17 protein-coding genes and 1 pseudogene are annotated in these 21,630 nt (G+C 69.0%); 2 read left to right on the top strand and 16 right to left on the bottom strand.

What is annotated here, in order from left to right; translation table 11 throughout:
- Positions 1-50 precede the first annotated feature (50 nt).
- Positions 51-1,004, bottom strand: a complete 954-nt coding sequence (locus ABGB06_RS09150; protein WP_347587136.1) for a glycosyltransferase — start codon at positions 1,002-1,004, stop codon at positions 51-53.
- A 498-nt stretch (positions 1,005-1,502) separates the two neighbouring features.
- Between ABGB06_RS09150 and ABGB06_RS09145 the strand changes: the two genes are divergently transcribed.
- On the top strand, positions 1,503-3,023 hold the full coding sequence (locus ABGB06_RS09145) for an ATP-binding protein (RefSeq protein WP_347587134.1): 1,521 nt from the start codon (positions 1,503-1,505) through the stop codon (positions 3,021-3,023).
- A gap of 453 nt (positions 3,024-3,476) precedes the next feature.
- On the opposite strand, the gene ABGB06_RS09140 is transcribed toward ABGB06_RS09145, so the two are convergent.
- From ABGB06_RS09140 to ABGB06_RS09120, 5 genes are all read right to left on the bottom strand, one after another.
- The gene (locus ABGB06_RS09140) at positions 3,477-4,340 is read right to left on the bottom strand and encodes a DUF317 domain-containing protein (protein ID WP_347587133.1); all 864 of its coding nucleotides are present in this window, start codon (positions 4,338-4,340) and stop codon (positions 3,477-3,479) included.
- 16 nt (positions 4,341-4,356) lie between these two features.
- The gene (locus ABGB06_RS09135; RefSeq protein ID WP_347587131.1) at positions 4,357-5,223 is read right to left on the bottom strand and encodes a DUF317 domain-containing protein; all 867 of its coding nucleotides are present in this window, start codon (positions 5,221-5,223) and stop codon (positions 4,357-4,359) included.
- Positions 5,220-5,885 carry a hypothetical protein gene (locus ABGB06_RS09130; protein WP_347587129.1) on the bottom strand — a complete coding sequence of 222 codons (666 nt, stop codon included), beginning with the start codon at positions 5,883-5,885 and terminating at the stop codon, positions 5,220-5,222. The genes ABGB06_RS09135 and ABGB06_RS09130 overlap by 4 nt, the downstream gene beginning before the upstream one ends.
- Positions 5,886-5,905: 20 nt before the next feature.
- On the bottom strand, positions 5,906-6,493 hold the full coding sequence (locus ABGB06_RS09125; protein WP_347587127.1) for a DUF4913 domain-containing protein: 588 nt from the start codon (positions 6,491-6,493) through the stop codon (positions 5,906-5,908).
- Between the two features lie 228 nt (positions 6,494-6,721).
- A complete protein-coding gene (locus ABGB06_RS09120; RefSeq protein WP_347587125.1) occupies positions 6,722-6,904 on the bottom strand; it encodes a hypothetical protein in 183 nt (60 codons plus the stop codon).
- 158 nt (positions 6,905-7,062) lie between these two features.
- On the opposite strand from ABGB06_RS09120, the gene ABGB06_RS09115 reads away from it, so the two are divergent.
- On the top strand, positions 7,063-9,966 hold the full coding sequence (locus ABGB06_RS09115) for a sel1 repeat family protein (RefSeq protein ID WP_347587124.1): 2,904 nt from the start codon (positions 7,063-7,065) through the stop codon (positions 9,964-9,966).
- 193 nt (positions 9,967-10,159) lie between these two features.
- Here ABGB06_RS09115 and ABGB06_RS09110 read toward each other — a convergent pair whose 3' ends face one another.
- The 10 genes and pseudogenes from ABGB06_RS09110 to ABGB06_RS09065 form a co-directional block, all read right to left on the bottom strand.
- Entirely contained in the window at positions 10,160-11,083 is a 924-nt protein-coding gene (locus ABGB06_RS09110) for a hypothetical protein (RefSeq protein ID WP_347587122.1), read from the bottom strand.
- Complete coding sequence (locus tag ABGB06_RS09105; RefSeq protein ID WP_347587120.1) at positions 11,080-12,870, bottom strand: TraM recognition domain-containing protein; 1,791 nt, start codon at positions 12,868-12,870, stop codon at positions 11,080-11,082. The genes ABGB06_RS09110 and ABGB06_RS09105 overlap by 4 nt, the downstream gene beginning before the upstream one ends.
- 133 nt (positions 12,871-13,003) lie before the next feature.
- Positions 13,004-14,557 (bottom strand): ATP-binding protein, encoded by a 1,554-nt coding sequence (locus ABGB06_RS09100; protein WP_347587118.1) that lies wholly within the window; start codon positions 14,555-14,557, stop codon positions 13,004-13,006.
- A gap of 32 nt (positions 14,558-14,589) precedes the next feature.
- Positions 14,590-14,997 (bottom strand): DUF6238 family protein, encoded by a 408-nt coding sequence (locus ABGB06_RS09095; RefSeq protein ID WP_347587116.1) that lies wholly within the window; start codon positions 14,995-14,997, stop codon positions 14,590-14,592.
- A gap of 46 nt (positions 14,998-15,043) precedes the next feature.
- Entirely contained in the window at positions 15,044-16,513 is a 1,470-nt protein-coding gene (locus tag ABGB06_RS09090; RefSeq protein WP_347587114.1) for an SCO6880 family protein, read from the bottom strand.
- 113 nt (positions 16,514-16,626) lie between these two features.
- A complete protein-coding gene (locus ABGB06_RS09085; protein WP_347587542.1) occupies positions 16,627-17,958 on the bottom strand; it encodes an ATP-binding protein in 1,332 nt (443 codons plus the stop codon).
- Positions 17,959-18,068: 110 nt separating this feature from the next.
- On the bottom strand, positions 18,069-18,740 hold the full coding sequence (locus ABGB06_RS09080) for a hypothetical protein (RefSeq protein WP_347587112.1): 672 nt from the start codon (positions 18,738-18,740) through the stop codon (positions 18,069-18,071).
- Positions 18,740-19,048 carry a DUF6112 family protein gene (locus ABGB06_RS09075; RefSeq protein ID WP_347587110.1) on the bottom strand — a complete coding sequence of 103 codons (309 nt, stop codon included), beginning with the start codon at positions 19,046-19,048 and terminating at the stop codon, positions 18,740-18,742. The genes ABGB06_RS09080 and ABGB06_RS09075 overlap by 1 nt, the downstream gene beginning before the upstream one ends.
- 76 nt (positions 19,049-19,124) lie before the next feature.
- Positions 19,125-20,225 carry a C40 family peptidase gene (locus ABGB06_RS09070; RefSeq protein WP_347587108.1) on the bottom strand — a complete coding sequence of 367 codons (1,101 nt, stop codon included), beginning with the start codon at positions 20,223-20,225 and terminating at the stop codon, positions 19,125-19,127.
- 432 nt (positions 20,226-20,657) lie between these two features.
- Positions 20,658-21,389 (bottom strand): annotated as a pseudogene (locus tag ABGB06_RS09065) (transposase family protein).
- Positions 21,390-21,630 lie beyond the last annotated feature (241 nt).

Here is a 21,630-nt window from a genome sequence, read left to right as displayed (position 1 = left end):
CCTCTGTTGTTCGAATGGTCTATTGCTGAGCCGAGTGTCTGGTTCAGTGGTCACTGCTGCTGGCGCCATAGGCGCCAATTGCGCTGGTCATTGCGGTAACTGAGTGGCCACCGGCTCACGGCTATGATGTCCCAGGCAAGGAGAACTTCGACGTCGACCGATTGTCCGAACCGCTCCCGGTGTAGTGCATGTCGGGCGAGTGCGACAGTGAGGTTGCCCGGCCCTGTCAAGGACTGGACGTCCAAGGGGCCGCCAGTGTGAGCGAGGAGCGCGTCCGTGGCTGACTGAAGTGCCGCAACGACGACGGGGTGCTCGGCAGGCGCGATGATCGGGTTGTTGTTGACGTAGTGGACGAACGTGCTGCAGTAGCCGTCGGCCATCATGGCCTGCCGCGGGTCCACCATGGTGTCGGTGGCGGTGTCGTAGCACAGCGCCTGCAGTCGCAGCCGCGAGTCGCGGAACAGAAGGGTCCAGTCGGTGCCCTGATAAACGTCGTCCGCGTCGACGTAGAAGCCGCCATTTCGGGCGAGGTAGCACAGCCGGAAGTAGTCGCTGCGCATCGCCGGGTGAGAACAAGCGTCGAAGGCTGCTATATGTGCCTCACCGAACAGGAAGTGGATGAGCTTGCGCGCCGAGCCGTCGTCGTAGATCTCTCGTCGAAAGCCCTGGTCTTCCAGCGCCGTCCAGCTCGTCATACATTCCTGGACGTCAGTGGGGATGTGGGCGGAGTCGTCCCAGAACTGGACGAGCACGCGGGGAATGGGGGCGGCCGGTACTGCTGTTGTGGGCCTGGATAGCTTGCCGGTCAGGTGTCGAAGGTATTGGGACCTGTATGAGTGGTCTTCCTCGATGTCCTGCGCGGTGAGTGTGCGCCCCCCGACCGGCGCCGGCTGGCCGTGTAGCCCGGGCGGCGTGGGTGTGGTCATCGAGCCCCCTGCCGGAACCTCGCCCTGTTGATCTTGAATCGATCGCCCCTGGCCATGGAACCTCCCCGTGTTCTTCATGTTCTGTCCCTAATCGTAGTGAGACGAGAACAAAGGAAAGATGGTTGTGCTGTCCTGTCGGGCGGGTCGCCGCGTTGATCCTGTCCTCGCCACGAGCCCTAAGGCCTGAACAACTGGCCGGATGGATCGCCTTCGACCTGGGCTAGCACTCGGCGGTCTAGCGCTACTACACCGCTGGGCCGCACGCCGCGCACACCGCCGACGACCGGTAAGTGGGCGCGGCAGCCCTGGTCGAGATGAGCGTCCAGTGTGCCCTGGCCGGCTCACCCAGGCTGTGTCAGAGGTGCCAGCGGTCCGTGACCTGCGCCGCGTCGGGCAGGTCAGGTGGAGTGCGGCAGAGCCGTTCGCTTGATAGACCCACCGACTCGTTAGTGGGCGGACGGTAGGGGGCCAATGTGGCGGACACGCCGTCTCTATGGGGGCCGTAGGGCATGCTGCGTTCTTGACCGGAGCGGAAGAGGGGGCGCTGTGGCTTCGCCGGATGTGTCCGAGGAGACGTTGCATCTGCTGCTGCAGCAAGGAGCGGAGACTGCGTCGGTTGACTACAAGAGGGTCGAGGATCTGGGGGAGCTTCGCACCCAGGTCGAGCTTGCCAAGGATGTTGCGGCCTTCCAGGCTTTCGGTGGGCATCTAGTGATAGGCGTCGATGGGCGGGGGAGGCCCACCGGTGAGATGACCCAGCCGCTGGCGAGGCTCTTCGACGAGGCCACGCTACGGCCCAAAATGCTCAGATACCTCCCCGAACCGTTGCGCCTTACCTCGGCCGTGCATGAGGTCGACGGCTACCTGGTGGTCTTGGTCTATATCCATCCGCACCCGGACGGCTTCGTCGTCGTCAACAAGGACGCCGAGTACGAAGACGACCGTCATAGGAAGTGCGTGGTGATGCGTCGGGGTGATGTCTTCATACGCCGGGGCACCTCCAGCGAACGATGGCACCCCTCTGATGTCCCAGCCACCCTGAAACGTCGTGATGCCCGCATTCGTGAGGAAGCCCGTGAGGAGTTCGCCCGCCACGCGGCAGCGATGGAGCAGGCCCGGGCCGGACGCCAACTTGCGTCCGGCCCTGCGCTGTCCTTCTCCTGGCGCGTGGACGACGCCACCTTCGAATCCAGCGTCATCGAACTCATCCGCGGCGGGGACGATCTTCCGCTGAACTTGTTCTTTCGCCGTGTTCCGGGAGAGGCACGCGGACACTTCAGCGAGGCGGGGCCGGGAGAAGATCTCGAACTGCTGCTGGACCGCGTGGCTCAGATCGCCGGCATTGCCCTCCTTGTGGAGGCTGGCGCGCTGTTCGACCGCAGCGTCCACGCTCTCCTGGCCATCTACCGACTCACACTCACCCCGCAGGGCGAGTTGCGTTCCGAACTTGGCACGGGAGGCGTGCGCCTGTGGTGGAGCATCATCACCCGCGTGGAGGCCATCGGCGCCGCCGCCATACGCGGCGGCAACTGGGAGCAAGTGCGTCAACTGGTTCTCCAACGCCCGGACGACCACCGTGTTGCCTCGTACTACTACGTGAGCTGGCTGCGGCACGCCCTCACCGAGGCTGCCCGCGAACGCATCCCCGAGATGCACGGCAGTGTCCGCGACACACTGCGACCGGGAGTTCTCGTACACGCCGCCCGGGCTGTCATCCACCGCCTCACGGCGCTGCGCATGGACTTCCCGGACGACACCGCCTTCGGCACCGGCGAGCCCGAGCGCGGGGACGGCCCATTGCTAGACAGCATCTGCCAGTTCGACGCGGCCGCCTGCGTCGTCTCCTTCGCTGCCTCCGGCAAGGACCATGACTTCTATCCCAGTTTCAGCGGCCTTTATCCCCGCAGGGCCGAACCGGTGCTGCGTCGAATCCTGGATGACGGCAAGGTCCGCGATAGGCTCTTTCCCGGCCAGAACCTGGATGATGTGACACAGGCCGTCCAGGTAGTCGCGACCCTGGCCGAGAAAGAAGGCTGGCAGCAACGCAACGCACCATACTTCTTCACCGACGCCCGCCTCAGGCGACAGTCGCCGTAGTCACCTCTCCGGCGATTCGGGGTGCTCACTGCTGAGATGGGCGTCCCGAAGGTCCCGGAGATGAGGCCCCATTTTCCGCCGTCCGGGTCTGCGCCTGCCAAGCCGGTTGCACCCACCGGGTGTCGAGGGCGTTGAGAGCTTCGGCTCGCTTCGGTGTCAGACTCGCGCACCTCGCTCTCTGGTTGCCAGCCAGACGTCGAGTTTCACCGCGTGTTCCTGGCCGCAGTCGTCGACGCTGGTCTCCACACGCTTTGTGGGGCATTTGTGCGCCAGAGGGTGTGGGGAGAAGAAAGTCGCAGGTCAGGGGCGTTTAGCTGGGAGACTGTAAAGCTGCCGGCACTCGGCTATTGGCAGAACGGTCTGTACTGATTGCTCGGTTTTGACAAATCCTTGGGCCCGCGTGAAGCCCATCCAGTGGTGTCACCCACAGCCATGCGGAGTTGTGGGTGTCGATCAGCGGCCGCGTCGGGGGCCGGGGATTTCCGGGGGAGGCGAGGAACGCTGGGCTGGGATAACAGGTCCCTGAGGCGAGTGAGAAGGCGTGGTCGTCAAGCGGGCCCTTGCCGCCTGTGTGCGTTGAGCGTTCAGGGAGGGCGACGCGTCGGGCTTGGCGGGGGTCACGGTGGCCTGTGGAGGGAGCCGGTGGAGGTCGCTGCCGTGGCGGATGACCGGCTCGGGGTTGGTGATGGCAGCGTTCATGGCGGCGACGAGGTGTTCCGGTGTGAGGGACGAAGCGGTAGCGCACCATTGGGTACCGATCGCCCCGGCCGTCATCAGCCACCGTTCGCGAACGTGCTGTAGTTCGTCGTGATGGTCGAGGTGTAGGCGGCGGAGACGTACTTCGGCGAGGGCTTCGGGAGAACGGAACGTGACCTCGGACTGGCTGTGGTGTTGGCTCCAGCCCGCTGCCGTGAGCGGGACTCCGGCCTCAAGCCTTGCCCGTGTCGAGTCGTGGCAGCTGAGGTAGCTGTGATGGCCCTCCACGGAGGCGGTGGCGAGCGACGTGGCGAAGTCTCGGACGATCTCGGCGGGGACGCGGTTGTCGAAGGTGACCAGCCAGCGAGGCGGGGCGGAGGAGCCGGAGTGAGCTGTGATCTTCCACAGGGGCGAGTCCTCGCCCTCGGGTAGGTAACGGAGCCGGATGGTCTGGTCTGGCGAGGCGATGGAGAGATTGCCCGCTTCGTCGTGGGTGGGGCGCCAGTCCAGGTCGAGGAAGGGCTGGAAGGGGACGTCACCGTCGAAGGTCGGTCCGGCCAGGTAGCGCGGGGTGACGCGGTACGCGCGCATGGCCTCGTTGTCGTCCGAATGATGCGGCATGGGGTTTCCTAGCGGGTCATGAACGGCGGTGCGACGGGCCGGGCGTCGGCGGTGGGTCAGGGGCAGACGAGGCAGAGGGCGAGGGAGCGTCGGTCTGTTGACGGTGTGGCGAGCTGCGGCTCACGGCCGCCGATCGGAGTGGGGAGCGTTGGGCGTCGGCGGGCCGGAGGGTGACGTACGGGAGGTTGCGCTCAGGGATGGCGTGCAGTGGCCGTTCCACGGGGTCGGCGCTGCTCGTTGCACGTGTGGCGGCGCTGACCAGGTCCCGCGGCGTGGCGCTGGTGAAGTCGGCGTACCAGCGTTCGCCGTTGACCCTGTCGACGCAGCTGTGCATCGACCAGTGGGCCGGGCCTCGGCCGTCCAGTTCCTCGTAGTCGTCGAGATCCCAAGTGCGCTCGCGGAAGTAGGCGTGCCCGTCTGGGGATCGGTGGTAGTGGTAAAGGGCGGCGTTAGCGGCTTCCCATCCGCGTTCCGTGAGTGGGCGCACCGGGTTGGAGTCCTCGATGGTGAGGTCGGCGTGCCGGGAGTCGCGGTGCCCTCGGGTCGTGGCCTGTTCGAGGACTCCGCAGACTGCAGTGACGATCTCGGCCGGGGTGTTGTCGGAGAAGCTGGCGGACCAGAGAGGCATCCCGAGGGGTTCCCGATGCTGGGTGATCTTCCAGCCGTTACGTCGCCCTGCCTCCTCGGAGAGGTGCGAGACGAGTACGTCGTGGCGTGGGTTCGCGAACAGCGCCCCGTTGGACGTGACCGCCTTGCCCCAGCCGCGGTCGCACAGGCCGTCGTGGACGGCGACGCTGTCACCTCGACCGGCGAGGTAGACGGGCTCGACCAGCATGGCTGTGTCCGGGGGGAGATCGCCGAGCGCCGAGGTGCTGATGGTCACGCGCTGGCTCCTGTACGGCGAGCGTGCTCGGGTGGGTAGGGCTGCGGCCCAACCGGCGGGCGGTGACGTGACACGTGACATCGCGAGGTGCCGGACGTTCGGGAGCTCCTGTCGGGGGCGGAGGCGATGGCCTCGGCGCGAAGGCGACGGAGCACGGTGCCGAGGCGGTGGTTGCTGGCGTGGATGCCACGGTCGAGCAGGCCGGAACGAAGTGCGTCCCGAGTGAGCCGTGGCAGCTCGGCGGCGATCTGGCGTGCGGCGGGCATCAGGGTCTCGATGTCCGCGGCGACCTGCTCTGGCGCGGCGGAGGTGGACGTCATGCAGGGCCCGTCCAAGAGGAGTCGTACGTCCAGCAGGTCCCACACGGCTTCCATCTCCGCGCGCTGCTGCCGTTCCAACTGCACGACCTCGGTCGCGTGCAGCAGGACGAGGTCGTCGCACTGCTCTCCGGCGAGGGAACGCAGCCGGGCAACGTCCAGCTTGCGGCGGGTGGAGCGAACTCGTTCTCCTGCGTCAGCGAGACGGTTGAGCCGGCGGAGGACGATCGGCAGGACCGGGTCGTCGCCCCGGCTGGCGCTGCGCGAGACGTCGCGTCGCAGTTCGTCCAGGCTGCGGCCGTATCGGTGCTCGACCAGGCGGCGCGTGTAGGTCACGGTGGTCACGTTGGTTCCTTCCGTCGCGGTCAACGGCGTGTGGATGAGGGGTTTTTGGGCTGGGCACTGGGGGTGGGCAGGAGACGGTGCTGAGGCCGAGAGGCACTGGTGGTGCAGGCGGCGAACGGGCCGTCCGGGGCGCGCAGCTGCGCGAGAGCGTGGTCGAGGTGGTCGCGGTGCCACACGGACGGTCCTGACAGGCCAGCCTCGGCGTCCGTCAGTTGCTGCCACGCGAGCCAGAGCGCGTGCAGGCGCGAGACGGCCTCGGGGTGCTCCTGCCACCGGTCACACCAGGGGCGCGTGGTGCTGATCTCCTTCCCATACACGGGAAGGAGGAGATGCTGGACCCAGGCGCTGAGCGCGGCCAACTCCGCGGTGTAGTCCTCGTTGTCCATGGCCAGGATGGACACGGGCGTCGACTCGTCGCCCCGTCCCTTGGCGGCATCGTTGCCCCCCTGATGGGCGGGCGTTGCGGTGGTCTCGGCTGTGAGCCGGTCGAGGATGGCACCGTGCTGCTGGACCTGGTTGGTGACCTTCGCGAGCGTGCATGCGAGGTCGTCGAGATCGTCATCGGGTACGCGGCAGGGTTCACGGGAGCTCTGGGCAGCGTCGGACATGCGGTCGCTCTCATACTTCGCGGAAATGGCGTAGGCAAAATAATCCGTAGAATCACTGATTTGGCCCGGCCGGAAAAGGGATGTAGGGAACCCCAGGCACTCGTAGCTGGGACAGACCCGCGTGGACCGGTTCGCCATCGGTGAGGCGCTGACTGTAGAAAACCGGATCGGGTCGAACTGACTGGTGTTGTGTGGTCGACGGGGTGGGTGGTGCCACCTGGGTGATGTTCAGCGGTAGGCGGCGAGGGCGGTGAGGTAGAGCGCGAGCGCGCTTGCGGTAGCGCTGGCGCCGATCAACAGGGCGCCAGCAGAGTCGGTTCCTGAGCGCCGAGCGGTGAGGGTGGCGGCGCAGCCGATGTGCGTGGCGGCCGACAGCGCGAGCAGCAGCGCCAGGATCTGAGTGGTAGTCATCACGTTCCCCAGATGAGTGTTCGCAGCCTCCTCGGTGTGAGGGCTGATGGAGGTGGACGGTGGCTGTCGAGTGCGGTGTCCGGCTACCTTCTGATACGGATTGGACACGACGTGTCCCGGGGTGGCTGGCGGCGGGCCTACGCTCGGGGTGTCCGGTGATGTCCGTCCCGGACACACGAGACAGGCTGGCTGCGGGGAGCGTGCGGGTGGGACAAGCGCCGGACGTCTTTGAGGACTTACGCCGGGTCGGGGTGTTGAAGCGGGTTCGGCTGGCGGGCGAGCCGGCGGACCGGTCGCTGGCGAGGATGGCGGGAGTGGCACCGGGTACTCCGGGGGCGTGGCTGCGTGGCGAGCGGTTTCCGCAAACGATCGACGCGCTGTTGGTTGTGCTGGGGTCGATCCGTGCCGAGGCGGCTGCCCGCGGGATCCTTGACACGACGGTCGATGGTGCTGCGGGTGAGACGGTCGCGGAGTTGCTGGATGAGGAGCGCTGGCGTACCTCTTTCGACGTCGAGCGGAACCGTCGCACGCGGGCCGACCGCGCAGTCGCACAGCGCCAGCAAGCCCACAACGCGCGGGCGGAGGAGGAGCGGCGTGTGCGGTGGGCGGCGTTGCCTGACCGTCCCCGCCCCGTGGCCTGCTGGACGCCGAAGCGGCTGGGGGTCCACCCCGCCATCGCCGGCCGCCGCGCCCCGGGGGATGACCCCGCGTATGTGCTACCGGTGTACGTGCCACGCGGCCACGACGAACGACTGCGTGCCCGCCTGACGGCAGCTGCCGACAGCGGCGCGCAGCCGGTGTTGGTGATGGTGCGCGGGACGTCCTGCACGGGCAAGACCCGCAGCGCGTATGAGGCCATCCGTGCCGCCGTGCCGCAATGGAACCTTCTCGCCCCGCTGGGCCCGGACGCACTGCTGGCCACTTTGGCTGCGGAGGCTCTGGGCGCGCGTACCGTGCTGTGGCTCAACGAGGCCCAAGACTTTCTTCACGGCCCGTCTGGGGAAGCCGCCGCAGCCGCACTGCTGCGCCGCCTGGACGGCGACGGGCCCCTGATCGTGATGGCCACGCTGTGGCCCGAGTACGACGACGCCCTGACCCGGCCTGCCACTTCACCTGTCGATGATCCGCACCGGTACGCGCGGACGTTGCTCGCTCAAGCTCACCGCGTCCAGGTGCCCGATGACTTCACCGAGGACCTGGCAGCCGCCCGCGCCAGCGCCAGAAACGACCCATCACTGCACGCTGCCGTCACCACCGGCGGTGTGGCGCTCACCCAGACCCTCGCCGCCGCCTTCGATCTCGTCGACCACTACGAGAACCCGGTCGGCGAGCACGGCGCGACGGGCCGGGCCGTGATCACCGCGGCGATGGACGCCCACCGCCTCGGCGCCACGGGCGGGCTCCCGTTGGACTTTCTCAAAGCTGCCGCCCCGGGCTACCTCACCGAACAGCAGCGCGCCGCCGCTGACCCTGAGATCTGGTTCACCCACGCTCTCGCCTACGCTCGCACCGACATCAAACAGGTCACCGCACCCCTACAAGACGTCCCCCGGCCTTCGGGCATGGGCGCACTGCCCGGCGTCGCCCGCCTGGCGGACTACCTCCAGCAGTATGGCCGCACCACCCGCCGACGCCGCTGCCCGCCTGCCACCTTCTTTGACGCCGCCACCAGCCACCTAGCCAACCCAGACCAACTTCACGCTCTCAGCCAAGCCGCCAAGCGCCATCACCGGTACCGCCACGCCGCAGAGCTGCACCGTGCGGCCGCCGAGGCCAAACACCCTTACGCCTTGAGCGAGCTAGCGATTATGTGGGCGAAGGCTGGCGATTGGGAGGGGGCCGAACGTCTTGCCCGAGCAGCTGCCGGCGCCGGAAATACATCCGCCCTACGAGACCTTGCGATGATGTGCGAGGAGGCTGGGGATCGGGAGGGGGCCGAACGTCTTGCCCAAGCAGCCTCCCAAACCGGAAATTCCCACGCCCTACATCAGTTAGCGGCAGTGCGCGAGGAGGCTGGGGATCGGGAGGGGGCCGAACGCCTTGCCCAAGCAGCCTCCCAAACCGGAAATTCCCACGCCCTATTTCAATTGGGGGCAATGCGGGAGAAGGCCGGCGATCGGAAGGAGGCCGAGCGGTTGTACTACGCAGCCGTCCACGCGGGAAACGCCTCTGCCCTATACCAGTTAGCGATGATGCAGAAGGAGGCTGGCGATTGGGAGGAGGCCGAACGTTTCGCCCGAGCCGCCGCCGACACCGGGAATTCCAATGCCCTGTATCAGTTGGCGGCGACGGCCGGGAATCGAGAGGAAGCCGAGCGGTTTTACCGAGCAGCTGCCGGCGCCGGAAATACATCCGCCCTACGAGACTTAGCGATGATGCAGGAGGACGCTGGCGATTGGGAGGAGGCCGAACGTTTCGCCCGAGCGGCCACCGAAACCGGAAACACCTCCGTCCTCAGGGCATTGGCGGAGATGCGGGGGGAGGCTGGGGATTGGGAGGGGGCTGAGGGTCTCGCCCGCGAAGCTGCTGACGCTGGAGACCCTCGAGCTCTGGGACGGCTGGCGGAGATGCGGGAGAGGGCTGGGGATTGGGAGAGGGCTGAGGGTCTCGCCCGCGAAGCGGCCGACGCCGGAGCTCCCTACGCCCTGCGCGAGCTGGCGGTGATGCGGGGGGAGGCTGGGGATTGGGAGGGGGCTGAGGGTCTCGGCCGAGCAGCTGCTGACGCTGGAGACCCTCGAGCTCTGGGACGGCTGGCGGAGATGTGGGGGGAGGCTGGGGATTGGGAGGGGGCTGAGGGTCTCGCCCGCGAAGCGGCCGACGCCGGAGCTCCCTACGCTCTGGGACGGCTGGCGGAGATGCGGGGGGAGGCTGGGGATTGGGAGGGGGCTGAGCGTCTCGCCCGAGCAGCTGCTGACGCCGGAGACCCCTACGCCCTCCAGGAATTGGCGAAGATGCTCGACGACGTGGGGAAGGAGCATCTGCTGCGGTTCGGGTTGGAGGCGAACGGCTCAGTAGCCCAGGCGTGGTCGTGGCCGGGACTCAGCACCGACTCAACCTCCTGAACAAGGCGGACCGCAGAAGTACGACGATGAGATCTGCCCATGTGCCGCCTGCTTGGCCCCCACGGGGTACGAGCTCGGATCCGAATACCGAACTTCCTACGCCGCTGAAGGTCGAAATGAGTGAGGCGGACAGCAAGGCTGGCCGTGATCAGAGACGACTATCAGCATGCCGATCGGCGGTTGCCGGGTGTGGTCAGACCGCGAGGTCGAGGCCGTTCTGGGCGGGTGAACCCGAACGGCAGGACCAAGGGGAGCAGCCCTGTGGGTCGCCGGCTTCGAGTTCGGCGTCCGTGGCGGCGTCGAAGAGGTCGCCCTGGCGGCTGGACCACTCGTGCGCGGTGACTCGGTCGATGGGTGCCTCGTCCAGGGGACGGCGGCTGCGGTGGAGGAAAGCTCGGCCGAGCAGGGGTGTGCCCGTGGCGGTCGCTCGGGCGTTGCCCGTACGGATCGCGGCGTCGAACTCCACGACGTCCCGCCACTCCTCCGGCGAGCCGTCGCGTAGTGCCCGCCACTGGGCGTTGCCGTGGTACGGGCAGCCCAGGCACGCGCTCTTCGGTGTCCCGCCGAAGCCGCGTGAGCGGAGTAGACGCAGGCAGTCCGCGCGGGAGAGACCGTGCTCGATCAGGGGGAAGCGGTTCCGCATGTAGGCGACGTCGGCGTCCTTCGCACGGTCGAACTCGTCGACGCTGATGCCGATCCACTGCTCGACGAAGACTCCGGCGGGGACGCGCTGGGGATGGGGGTAGCCGAGCAACTCGCGGACCTTCTCCTTGATCGGCCGGATCTTGTACTGACCGGTGCATTGGCGCCGGGCCATGCCGGGTCGGCCGTCCGGGTTGAGGATGTGGAGCGGCATCGACGCGAACCGCTTGGACGGGTTCAGGGCGTCGGAGCGGATGTTGCCGGAGGAGACCCGCATGATCGGGATGCTGGCGGGTTGGGCGATCTCTCGTTCGATCCGGTCGAGGTGCTCGTAGACGGCGCGGGGCTCCCAGCCGGTGTCGGCGAAGACCGCGGCGTCCAGGCCGGGCAGGCGGCCGTCGGCTGCCATGAGGAGGAGGGTGGTCGACTGCACTCCGGCGCCGAGCGACAGCACGCGCAGGGTCGGGTTGCTCATGGTGCGAGCTCCAGGGCGTCGTGCTTGCCGGTTTTGGCGATGGCGCGCTGGGTGATCGCCTGCGTGGCGCGGGCTGAGGCCGGGCCGAGGACCTTGGCGGCGGGCTCCTTGTACCAGGGCTTGAGGGTGAGCGTCGCTGCCCGGATGCCGGTCGCGAGGAGCAACGCCTTTCCCTTCGGGAGCGCGCGGAGGGCGTCCGGCGGGAGGATGCGCTCGGTGCGCATCGACACGGAGGTGGACTTGCCGCCGTCGCTGGCGGTGACGGACGTGGTCTGCACGTCGTGGTCGCCGATGAGTCGGGAGAGGCGGTCGGCGAAGTCGCTGTCGTCGATGCCGCTGCCGATGATCTTGATGGTCGCGGCGCTCCACAGGGCGTCCATGCCGGCCTCGCCCCAGCACTTCTGGCCCTGGCGGTAGCTCTGCAGGATGGTCATGGGGATGACGCCCCGGCTGCCCAGGTGGCTGTACAGCTCCGGTAGATCGGAGATGCGGCAGACGTTGGCGGCCTCGTCGAGGACGCACAGGCACGGCGGGTCGAGCCGGCCACCGGAGCGTTCGGCAACGGTGACGGCCGCGCGCATCACCGCGTCGGCCGCCGCCGCGATGATCGCCGACGCACTGCCGCCGCCGTCCTTGCTGAGCAGGTACAACGTGTCGCGGGACGTGGTGAAGTCGGTGGGCTTGAACTGCGGAACGTTGGGGGTTGGAGTGACCCAGGCGGCGACCTCGGGGTCGAGCAGGCAGCTCGCGTACTGCCGCGCCGTCTCGTAGATGCCGTCGCGGGTCTCGGTCGCGCCGCTCACCGTGCCTTGGAGCTGGGCGGCGACCGCGTGGTGGCCGGCGTCGGTGAGCAGGTCCACCGGGGTCCGGTCGGCCGGGGAGGCCAGCCAGGCGAGTGCGTCGGTGATCGGGCGGTGCGCGGAGGCGGCGGCGAGAAAGAGCGCACCCAGGGTGTTCGAGGCTGCCGTCGACCAGAAGTCACCGCCGTGGGACTCGTCGACCGACGCCGCAACGAAGTGCTGGGCGAGGCGCTTGGAGCCGGCGAGGTCGCGGGCGTCGGCGAGGATGTCCCACCACATCTCCCGCGGGTGGTGCGCGATCTGCTGCGGGTCGAGCGTCCAGACCCTGCCGACCTCGGTGCGGGCATCGATAGTCGCCGTGAAGGCGTCGTTGGCTGCCTTGTTCGAGGTGAGCATCACCGCGCCGGGCGCGGCGAGCATGGCGGGAACGGCCAGCCCGGTGGTCTTGCCGCTGCGCGGGGCCATGATCGCCACGAGGACGTCTTCCCAGGACGCGCGGATGGCGGTTCGGCCGGGGGAGAGGGTGCCGAGGAGGATGCCCCGGTCCTCCGGGGCGATGGCCTTGGGCGCGAGGGGGGAGAGGCTCGGGCGCAGGCTCTTGGCCTTGGCGGTGATCTCCCTGTCGAGCAGCGGGGCCAGGTCTGACTTCCAGGCGAGGCCCTTCCGCGTGCCGCCGAGGCCCAGCCGGCGGTACGAGGTCAGCCCGGTGAGGGCGAGTCCGAGGGTCAGCAGGGCGGGGGCGATCCGTGTGCCGATCAGCAGGGCGGTCGGGCTCAGGCGCGGCCACAGCGAGCCGGGACGCAGGAGAGCGTCCGTGATCGCGAACGGTGCGCGGGTGCCGGCGCCTGTCAGGGCGGCGGTGAGGGTGCCGGTGGCCCAGGTGACGGAGCCGAAGGCGATGGCGACGCCGATGGTGCACAGGGAGATATAGAAGAGCGCGTCGATGCCGGTGGTGATCGAGGGAGTTCGGGCACGCGGTGCGGGCATGGCATTGTCCAGGGCATGGTGGCGGGTGGGGCAACGGGGGTAGGGCGCGCTGCGTTCTGGTGCGAGGCATGAGGGCTCCGATGGCTTGGAGGTAGAAGAAGGGGTTCTCGGGGGTCGGCCGTGGTTGGTTCGGTTACGACGTCCGCTGGAGCGGTGCGGGCTTGTCGAGCATCCGGGCGTCGGTGTCGAACAGGCGGCGTTCCGTCGGGTGGAGGAGGTGCTGAGTGATGAAGCTTCGGCCGGCGACCTTCCACAGTCCGCGCCCCTTGGTGAGGGCGGAGACGGCCTGCGTCTCGATGCCGGTCAGGCCGAGAAGTGAGGCGGCGGCCGTCAACTGGTCGGTTTCCTGACGGTAGATGATGCGGGTGCTGCAGTCGGCGAGCAGGCCCTCGGCGAGAACGCGGCTGCGTGAGCCGGAGTCGCCGGCCGCCAACAGGTCGGAGAGCCGGTGGATCACCATGAGGTTGGCGATGCCGAGCCCACGGGACAGCTTCCACTGGCTCTGCATGCGTTCCAGCAGGCCGACATGTCGCATGACGCGCCACGCCTCGTCGTAGATCACCCAACGCCTGCCGCCGTCCGGGTCGGCCAGAGCGGACTCCATCCAGGCACTCGCGCACGTCATCGCAAGCACCATCGCGGTGTCGTCGCCGACGCCGCCCAGGCGGGAGAGGTCGATCGACTGCATCGGCGTCGTGGGGTCGAAGGCGACGGTGCTCGCCGCGTCGAACATGCCGGACAGGTCTCCGTGGACCAGGCGTCGCATGGCATGGCCCAGGTCCTCGGCCGCGGCTCCCATGCCCCCGGTCCCGCGGAAGCCTCCAACCCCCCGCTCGCCCATGGCCTGGGTGAGCCGGTCGGGTGAACCGAGGGCGTGCGCGATCTCGCCGAGGAGCGGCACCGTGCCGCGGGCCTCGGCCTCGTCGACGACCAGGTCCAGGGCGAGGTCCAGCGCGGTGTGTTCCCTCGGCAGGAGGTCGCGCCCCAGCACCGTTCGCGCCAGGCCGGCGACCAGCAGGAGGCGGCGTTTGCGGATCTCGGTCACCCAGTCCCGCTCGCGCACCGAGGCGGGTCGGGGCGGAGCGTCGAGCGGGTTCACCCGGCCCGGGAGGCCAGGGCCGAGGGCGACGATGCTCCCGCCGAGTGCGCGGGCGACGGCCGTCCATTCGCCCTTCGGGTCGCACGGCACGTAGACCCGGTAGTCGTGGGCGATGGCCCTGACGGCGAGGGATTTGGCCAACGCCGACTTGCCCATGCCGATGATGCCGGCGAGCACCGCGTTCGGGTTGGTGAATCCTTCGATCCGACCGGAGGCGTAGAGGGAGAACGGGTCGTAGCAGAACGCCGCCTCCGCGTGCACGTCCCGCCCGATGAAGATGCCCTCCGCGCCGAGCCCGCCCTCCGCGAGGAAGGGGTAGGCGCCGCTGACGGTCGCGGTGGTCATCCGTTGGGTGGGCAGGCGCAGCCTTCCCCCGCGGGCCGATGCGGGGCCGGGGCGCCCGGACGGCGGGTAGCTCGCGCGGAGTTCGGGATCGACGGTTTCTCGTTTGCCGCGCCTCGGCGGTGCGTGGGCGAGGCGAGCTTGACGGCGGGCCTCGACCCAGTCGACGCGGAGTGCTTCCCGTTCGGCGCGGGATGAGCGGCGCGGCACGAAGAGCGGCGTTGCGCTGGCTCGGATCCTGGGCATGGCGGGGTCTCCTGTCGCTGGCGAGCAGAGGGTCAGAGGCGGAGGTCGGCTGGGGTGGTGCGGCGGCGCACCAGGCGGGTGGCTGCCTGGTGGCGCTGGCAGATGGTCAGCTCCGGGGCGCCCTCGGGCAGCCCGTTTCCTTCGTTGCCTGCCGTTCGGGGCGCCGCGTGGTACGTGGCATGGAGGTGATCCGCCGCCTGCCAGACGCGGATGCTGGCGGCGCGCAGCCGGTTGCGCCCGTTCGGCATCGGGGAGCCGGCGCGAACGGCGTGGGCATCCAGGAGGCCGTGCAGCGCGACCAGGTGGGCGTGCACGGTGTCCAACTCGGTCCGGGAGACGACGAGCGCGTCGCCGGGAAGGTCGAGCGAGCGGTGGAAGTCGAGCGCGGCGGTCGCGAAGGGCAGAAAGCCCAGTGTGGACGGGGGCGTGGCGCCCGGCATGGCGATGCTCCATCGGGGAGAAGGCGTGGTGGGAGACGGGCCCACGTCAGACAGCGAGGGCGAGGGGCACGCTGGCGGCGGCGAAGCTCTGGGCCTGCTGCCAGGTGAGCAACCGCAGATCGAGCTGGGCGGCGACGGCTGCGGTCTCCACGACGGCGCACGCGGAGCGCAGCTCTTCTTCGGAGTCGGCGCTCACGGTCAGCAGGCCGGTCACCGCGACATCGGCGTGGCCGGCGATCAGCTGCCGTTCGCGCTGCTTGATGTCCTGGTACTCGATCGAGTCCGACTCGCTGTCGACCTGGCCGCGTCGGGCGCGTTCGGCCGCGTCTGCGATCACGGACGACTTCCTGCGCTGGACGTCGCGCAATGCCCCGTCCAACGGCTTCGGCTCGTAGAACAGCGAGAGCGTGCGGCGGATGCCGGCGGCGAAGACGAGCTGGTGCAGGAACCCCGGGCTGGTCTCCGTCCTGGGCCAGTTAACGACCCAGTAGGTGGCGTGTACGGCGGAGTCGGTGGCGATGTGGTCGGGATGTTCGACCACCACCACCGGGCCGGCGGCGGCCGGGTCCGCCTGCGGGCGCCCGGAGGGGGACCAGCGGGTGAGCGCCGTGAGGGCGGCCGGATCGTAGGCCGTGCGCACCAGGGCCGCGATCTCCCGGGCGTTCAGCCACCCGGTCGGGTTCAGCCCTGCGGTGCGGGCAGCCCGTTCGAAGGTCGAGGTCACCTGGCCAAGGACGCTGAAGGCCCCGCTCAGGCCGCCGCCCGCCTGGTTGATCAGGCGCCGGGCGGCCCGGCAGTCGAGCGAGACCGCGACGTACGCCTCGTGCGGGGCGGCGGTGGGCCCGGCGCTCTTGAGCAACTCGCCGTACAGCGGGCCGGCGAGGGGTGCCTGGGGCCGGCCGTGCCGTTCCCAGTACCGGCGCAGCGCGTCGCCCGAGTCGGGCACGGTGCGCTCGACGACCTGGATGCGGGCGACGTGGCCGGTGCGGGCCAACGCGGCGAGCGTCCGGCCCCAGCCCGCGACGTTCGCGGCCTGGGTGGCGGAGTCGAGCAGGGCGTAGGCGCGGCTGTTCACCCGCACCACGGCGGTCAGCGTGCCGGAGTGGGGGTCGTGGACGGCGCCGTGCCGGCGGTCGGGGGCGGTGACGACGCGCAGACTGGCGCTGACGCCGGGCAGGTGCAGCAGACCTTCCCGAGCGGGTCGCTGCGACGGGTAGGCGAGCCAGATGAGCTGCCCGCCGAGGCGGCGAAGGCCGTAGCGGGTGAGGATCGGCGTCCAGTCGGCGAGGGAACGCCCACGGTGACGCCCGAAGGTGAGCAACGCGGCGGCGCCCCACAACGGCGTGAGCTGGAGCGCACCAACCACTCCGCCGGTGATGAGCACGGCGATCAGGAGGAGGCTGGTGAAGGCGGAGGCGATCAGCTGCGGAACGGTCAGGCCGAGCAGGATGCCGCGCCGGGGGCGGTGCGGGAAGGTCACGGTGGGCGTCATGGGGGCCTCAGGGGGGTGGGGCATGGTGGTTCCTGGTCATCGGGGGTGGGCGGGGGAGACGGGAGGTGCGGAGCTCTGCCGGGCATGGGGCGATGCCTTCCAGGGATGGGTCGCCGCCGTTTCGGTGATGCAGGCCGTCAGGCTCCTGTGGGCGGTGGGTCCGAGTGGGGCGTTCCCGTGGAGCCGGTGCTGGGCGGCGGACTGGCGGATGGGTCCGTGGAGGGGGCCGACGCCGGATGCGCGACGGCGTCGGCGGGGTCCACGGTGCCGGCGAGCCGTGCGGCAGTACTTCCGCTCGACTCCGGGCCGCCGCCCGTGTCGTTGCCGTCCGACTCCACATCCGGGGACCTGACGGCCAAGGCGGGCACGCCAGGAGGCTGGGTCAGGACGCCGCTCTTGTCGCTGGAGGCGTCCGAGTTCTCGCCGTGGTGGGACGTTGACCGCGGCTTCGGCGTTCCCACGTCGGTGCCCTCGTTCCTGGTGCCGCCGCTCGGGTCGATGCCCGAGACGACACCGCCCTCTCCCGCGCCCGGGATCTTGGCCGGCCCCTGTGGGGCAGGGCTGCCCGTGTGCATCTGCACGGCGAGGGTGGCGGCCGTCTTGGCGGTGCCCGCGATCGCAGCGAACCCGGCCGTGCCAGCGCGGTGCGCGTCGTCCTGGCCGCCGCCGTCCGATGCCCAGTGGACGAACTTGTACGTGGCGTACGGGCAGAGCAGGACCATGGCCAGGATCACGATGCCGGCCAGGGCGTCCGACAGCGCGGTGAGTCCGTCGTCCGCGTCCGCCTTGCCCATGGCGCTGACGCCGATGAGGAACACCACGGTCATCAGGAGCTTCGATACGACCAGGGTGGCGGTGGCCTCGATCCAGCCGCGGCGCCACCGCTTCGCCACCTCCCAGCCGCCCCCGGCGCCAGCGAAGACCGCCAGGGAGACCAGGACGAGGATGCCGACCTTGCGGGCCACCATGACGCCCCAGTACATGAACGAGCCGATCGCGAAGCCGAGCGCGACGAGGGCGGGCACGGCCCAGCCGAGCGTGTTCATCGACTCCAGCTGCGACACCATGACCAGGCGCCGCACCGCGTCGTCCACGCTCATGTTCGCCGCCTGGAACAGGCCACCGGACAACGCGTCCACCACCGTGATCGCGACGGCCGTGAAGGAGAGCGCGCAGAAGCCGAACAGGACGCCCGTCATCGTGCCGAACGCCGCCTGAGCCAGTGCGCGTTCGTCCCTGCGCCACGCGGCGAGGACGAGCTGCATGCAGAAGGTGGCCACGGTCAGGATCAGGCCGATGGGCACAAGCAACTCGTAGTTGTCCCGGAACCAGGGCGCGTTCAGGTCGATGACAGTTGTCTGGTCAACGGCCCGTGCGGCCAGATCGGCCGCGCTGGCTGCCAGGTCGCCCGCGGACTCGGCGATCCACTCGCCGATGCCGTCGGTGACCATCCGGCTGGCATCCGCCATGAAGCCGCCGCCGGCGTCGCACACGGCGGACACCAGGGGCAGTTCGCATGCGTCCACCGTCCTACCTCCCTTCTTCGTTCGTTAGCGGTGGTGCTTGGGCTGTTGGCGGATCAGGGCGCGACATGGGGCAGGACGCCGCTGAGCGCGCACGGCTGTTCGGGCCGGCACTGGACGGCGAGGGTTACGGAGCGGTTCTCGGCACCGCCGCGAGGGGAGCCGTTCCATGCGATCTCCTGCCTGCCCGAGACGGTGACGGCGTAGACGTACGCCTCGGTGAGCGCTTCCGGGTCGGCCTGGAGGGCCTCGGTGAAGGAGACCGGGAAGCGCGCCTCGTCAGCGGTGGCGGTGGCGTACTGGCCGTTGTCGGACAGCTGCCGCCACAGCGTCGGCGACGGGATGTACGACTCGACTGAGTCGACGTCGGCGTACTGCGTCTCGCTGGTCAGCCACGCGAGCAGGGCGTCCCGCAACTCCTCCTGGGAGTACGTGCGGGTGTCGTACGACCACAACCCCTCCGCCGCGGCCTTCCCGAACGTGAGCGGGTCGCGGGTGGACGGGGGAGTCGGCAGCACGTCGTGGCGTGCGGCGTCCGGTGATGAGGGCGCGCTGGATGGCGAGGCGGAGGACTCGGCCGGCTGCTCCGAACGTGCCGCTGGAGTCTCAGAGTCGGCGGGCGGCGCATCGTCGCGGGCAAGGAAGGAGATCAGGCCGGCCAGGCAGACGAGCGTGACCAGAACGACGGCCGCGACGAGTGCCCGGCGGTATGCAGAACGATTGAACATCAGTGGACCTGGCTTCCCAGCGTCGAGAAGAAGGCGACCATGCCGTTCGCCGCGCCCAGCAGGAGGGCCGAGCCGAGGCTGACGAGCACGCCCTTCTTGCCGTTGGCCTCCGCCTGGTGGCCGCCGCTGTGGTGGCCCCAGGCCCATACGCACGAGCTAATCGCCAGCGCACCGACGACCGCGACGATGGCGAAGAGATTCATGGAGCCGACCACCTGCTTGAGGACCGAGAGGCCCGGCAGGCCGCCCTCGTTGGGTTGGATGCCTGGGTCGTAGGCGAGTCGGAAAATTGGGTCGGGGAGAGGCATCACGAGTTCTTCCGGTTCGATGCGAGGGTGCGGAGCCGCACCCGGACGGGGGAGTGGATGGCGGGCCCCGGGTCGGTCAGACGACCCGGCGGGCGGCGACGATCTGCGGCTGCCAGGAATCGAGGGACGCGACGCGGACCACATCGCCGCTCTCGGGCGCGTGGACGACCAGGCCCTGGCCGATGTGCATCCCGACGTGGTTGGGCGCGTCCGCGCTGCCCTCGGTGAACAACAGGTCTCCCGGACGGAGGTCGTCGATCGAGACGGGTTCGCCCGCCGTGACCTGGGTGTAGGTCGTCCGGGGCAGGTCGATCCCGGCGGCGTTATACGCCTGCTGTATCAACGAGGAGCAGTCACAACGCCCCATCGGGTCGGGCCCATGCGGGTCGGTGCACGTGCCGCCCCACTGGTACGGCGTACCGAGCTGGCCGAGCGCCCAGCGAATCGCGGTTTGCACCTGGGGAGGCGCGTCCTGCGGGACCCGGTACCCAGCAGGCAGAACCCCTGCTGGAATGCCCTCTCCCACGTCGGCACCTGCCGTGCGGACGGTCGCGCACCCGTCCACACCAGCGGCTGCGAACGACGCCTCTCCAGCACCCGCTATCAGCGGCTCGATCGCCTCCTGGAGGGCTGTGGCCAGTGGCTCCCACACGTCGTAGGCGTCGGGGAAGGCCGACTTTTGCACCGCTTGGGCCGCCTGGGCGATCGTCAGCGACTCCCAGCCAGGGACCTCCCGCAGGGCCTCGTAGAACTTCGTCGAGGCGTACGCCGGCTGCATGATCTCCTCAGCGGTCCCCCAGCCCTGCGACGGACGCTGCTGGAACAGACCAAGCGAATCGCGGTCGCCGTAGCCCAGGTTGCGCAGACGACTCTCCTGCAGGGCCGCCACCAACGCCACGACCTGGCCCCGGACATGCACGCCCATCGCGACGCCGGTCGCCTGGATGACCTGTGCGTTGGGTACCTGCTCGGCCGGTTCGTCCAGCCCTTCGGCGGCACTGCCCAGGGCCCGCTCCACTCGCGCGGCTACCTCGGCCACCGTCGCGTCATCCACAGGCTGTGGGCCGCCGGTGACGCAGGAAGCCACGGCACTCCCGGCGACCACCAGGAAGAGCAACGGACTCAACAAGAGACCGAACGCGGCAATACCGAGGCCTGCTCCGACGGTCCTCTTCATGCCAGCCCCTCATGAACGGTCGACCATCCAGCGGGTGGCGGCGTGGCACTCTGCATCGCAGTGGCTCCATCCGTGGGGGGAGAGAGACGCGGTGCCGGTGCTCCACACGAGTCACTAGCACCGCCGGGGCAAATGTTGACCTCCGAGTCGCTCTAACGTCAGATCGGCCCACACGTGCCGGCCACCGGTTCGGGCTACTGGGCGGCAGTCAGCCGCATTCGTATTCTCAGGAAATACATAAAACATCTCCTCTTACTTGGATGCGCTGTGGAGGTCGATGAGCCGAGACGGCTTCCTGTCTCGGAGACACTGCGGGACTGTAGACCGCACTTCCGGCCGCACCAAACCCCGCTTTGCTGGCTCTGCTGGTCGGAAAAAGTCGAATCCGGATCAGTAAAGGGCGGGGAGATTGATTAATAAGAGTTTTCCACCTCATGGTGACGCGTGGTGAAGGACGAGGACAGCCTTCATCACGACGGTGATTCGGTTGGTCAGCGGAGCTTCCGCGGTAGGCACCAGCCTTGGGGGTCGCCACGGGCCGCTCGCCGAGGCAGCGGACCTCGGCGTCGGTGGCGTTGTGGCGGCGCTTCCATCTCTTGAGGCGGCGGCCGGGTTCGCCGGCGCCTTGATACGCCTTGTCCGCCTAGCAGTTGATCCCCGAATCACCCAGGGCGTCGATGATGCCGTGCTGTCGCGCGGCGATCAGGTCGTGAGTCGAGCCGGGCAGGGCTGGAGAGGCCCAGGGCTATCGTCCGAACGGGTCGGTGCGGACCTGGACGTTCATGCCGTGGCGTTTGTGGTTCCGGGAGTAACACGAGGTGTCGGCGGCGACGCGTTCGGTTGGCAGCAGGGTTCGTCAAGGATGACGAACACCTTCGTGCAGATCGTCCTCATCGCCCCCTCTAGAGACGGAGAGAGGGCGGACAGGGCCTGGGCGGCTTCACGTATGTAGCGGTAGACAGTCGCGATCCCGATGCCGAATCCGGCGGCGGGCTGGGCGCAGGTGTCACCGCGCCCAGGCGGGCCAGTGCGAGCAGGGCCTGGCGTGCGGCGTAGAGGCGCCGCCACCGCGTCCCCAATTTCCTGGCGCCTGGTTGTCAGTTGCCCGGTCAGGAACCGCAAGTTGCGGCTGGACAGATCAATCGGGTCCGGGTAGCCAAGCACGCGAAGCTCCTGCCGGGCACGGGGTAATCTTGGTCGAGAACCCCGGCTATCAGGAGCTTCCTCGTTGCGCAGGACTGTCCAACTCGCGAATCGGCACCACCAGCTTCGATTAGGATCACGGCTGACAGAACCAGCCTAGTGGCCGAGGAAATGGGAGATCACCCAGGCGCTGACCGCACGGGTGATGCCGGAGAGAAACCCGGCGACGGCGGCGCGGAGCACGGTGAGACGGCGAGTCTCG

Source organism: Streptomyces sp. B6B3 (assembly GCF_039871525.1).
In the GTDB taxonomy this organism is placed as follows: domain Bacteria; phylum Actinomycetota; class Actinomycetes; order Streptomycetales; family Streptomycetaceae; genus Streptomyces.
The sequence above is the reverse complement of the archived record's forward strand: the minus strand, read 5'-3'. Positions and strand labels throughout refer to the sequence as shown.

Bases quoted from the DNA above. Each gene is read 5' to 3' on its own strand.
- ABGB06_RS09115 (WP_347587124.1), top strand. From the start codon at position 7,063: ATGTCCGTCCCGGACACACGAGACAGGCTGGCTGCGGGGAGCGTGCGG.
- ABGB06_RS09120 (WP_347587125.1), bottom strand. From the start codon at position 6,904: ATGACTACCACTCAGATCCTGGCGCTGCTGCTCGCGCTGTCGGCCGCC.
- ABGB06_RS09140 (WP_347587133.1), bottom strand. From the start codon at position 4,340: ATGCCGCATCATTCGGACGACAACGAGGCCATGCGCGCGTACCGCGTC.
- ABGB06_RS09125 (WP_347587127.1), bottom strand. From the start codon at position 6,493: ATGTCCGACGCTGCCCAGAGCTCCCGTGAACCCTGCCGCGTACCCGAT.
- ABGB06_RS09080 (WP_347587112.1), bottom strand. From the start codon at position 18,740: ATGTTCAATCGTTCTGCATACCGCCGGGCACTCGTCGCGGCCGTCGTT.
- ABGB06_RS09085 (WP_347587542.1), bottom strand. From the start codon at position 17,958: ATGGCGGATGCCAGCCGGATGGTCACCGACGGCATCGGCGAGTGGATC.
- ABGB06_RS09090 (WP_347587114.1), bottom strand. From the start codon at position 16,513: ATGCCCCACCCCCCTGAGGCCCCCATGACGCCCACCGTGACCTTCCCG.
- ABGB06_RS09110 (WP_347587122.1), bottom strand. From the start codon at position 11,083: ATGAGCAACCCGACCCTGCGCGTGCTGTCGCTCGGCGCCGGAGTGCAG.
- ABGB06_RS09105 (WP_347587120.1), bottom strand. From the start codon at position 12,870: ATGCCCGCACCGCGTGCCCGAACTCCCTCGATCACCACCGGCATCGAC.
- ABGB06_RS09095 (WP_347587116.1), bottom strand. From the start codon at position 14,997: ATGCCGGGCGCCACGCCCCCGTCCACACTGGGCTTTCTGCCCTTCGCG.
- ABGB06_RS09070 (WP_347587108.1), bottom strand. From the start codon at position 20,225: ATGAAGAGGACCGTCGGAGCAGGCCTCGGTATTGCCGCGTTCGGTCTC.
- ABGB06_RS09150 (WP_347587136.1), bottom strand. From the start codon at position 1,004: ATGAAGAACACGGGGAGGTTCCATGGCCAGGGGCGATCGATTCAAGAT.
- ABGB06_RS09075 (WP_347587110.1), bottom strand. From the start codon at position 19,048: ATGCCTCTCCCCGACCCAATTTTCCGACTCGCCTACGACCCAGGCATC.
- ABGB06_RS09100 (WP_347587118.1), bottom strand. From the start codon at position 14,557: ATGCCCAGGATCCGAGCCAGCGCAACGCCGCTCTTCGTGCCGCGCCGC.